1 protein-coding gene is annotated in these 1,104 nt (G+C 68.3%); it reads right to left on the bottom strand.

The genetic code is table 11. From position 1 onward, the window contains the following. Positions 1 to 384 precede the first annotated feature (384 nt). Positions 385 to 822: a hypothetical protein gene (locus ABT095_RS38805; RefSeq protein ID WP_350534344.1), complete on the bottom strand. Its 438-nt coding sequence runs from the start codon at positions 820 to 822 to the stop codon at positions 385 to 387. Positions 823 to 1,104 lie beyond the last annotated feature (282 nt).

Raw genomic sequence — 1,104 nt, 5'->3', positions numbered from 1 at the left:
GCGGGCCTACTCGGTGACCATCACAGGATCATTCGGGAAGGTACGCCCTCCGCGTCCCCGCCCGGGGCTGATCCACAAGTCCTGAGCATTGCTCCACCATCAACCTCTACGGCCACCTCTTCAAAGACTCCGCCGACCAAGCCGTCCACGCCCTCGCCCGCGCACTCGACCGCGCTCAGCCGGAACGACCCCGCGCCCGCCCCGGCGGCGATGACGGGATGCCCCTCGCGGCGTAGCGGATTGCTGGGGCCGGAGAGAGTCTCCGGCCCCAGCAGGACCGACGATTGACGGCCCTCTCGCCTGCCCGGTCAGCAGGGGAATGACAGGCCGCCAGGTTCGGGGAACGAGGGACGCAAGCAGGGGTGCAGCAGTCACGGGACCGGGTCAGCGCAGTCCGGGTGCTGCGGTCCCGCTTCCGTCGTGCATGCGGTCGGGCAACTCGTTCCAGTTCTGCAGGGCACCTTGGAGCAGGTTGTCGAGCTGAGCTTTACCTTCGTTCACGAGGAGGTCTCGCAGGCACGCGCAGTCTCGCATCGCGCTTCCGTCGGTGAAGCAGATGAAGATGCCGGCGGCTTGGAGACCCCGGACGGCGAGGGCGATCTCGTGCCCGAATGGCAGCGGTACCCGGCTGGTGAGTTCCTGCACGAAGACCTGCTCGATCCGGGGCCGGCCAAGCGCTGCCCAGAGATGGCCGATGAGGCCGCCAAACAAGTTGTGCAGCGACTTCTTACCGTCCAGGAGCGCCCGAGCCAGGGATGCGAGGGCCTCGCACCCTCTGCCTCGATGCCGGTCGACGAGCGCGTTCCAGGTCGCCTGGTCCACGTACCGCATGGCCTGCGTGGCGATGACGTCACCGCCGCCCCCGCTGACAACCTGCGCGCAGGTCCGTACGGCGGCTTCCAGCTCGGCGGGGGTAACCGCCCGTCGTGTGCGGGGAGTCGACTGCAGCCGAGTGCGCTGGGCCGGAATCCGGGCCGGCTGCGGGTTCGACGTCCGGGCGGGAGGCGCCGGTCATGTCCCTTGATGTGGTGTAGTGGTCGTGGGCCAACGGTCATGAAATCGGCGGAAGTTCATCGCGTTCGGGCTCGCCGGGGTAGAGCTGTT

The organism is Kitasatospora sp. NPDC002227, from assembly GCF_040296285.1.
GTDB lineage: Bacteria > Actinomycetota > Actinomycetes > Streptomycetales > Streptomycetaceae > Kitasatospora.
This window is presented reverse-complemented; position numbering and strand designations above follow the sequence as displayed.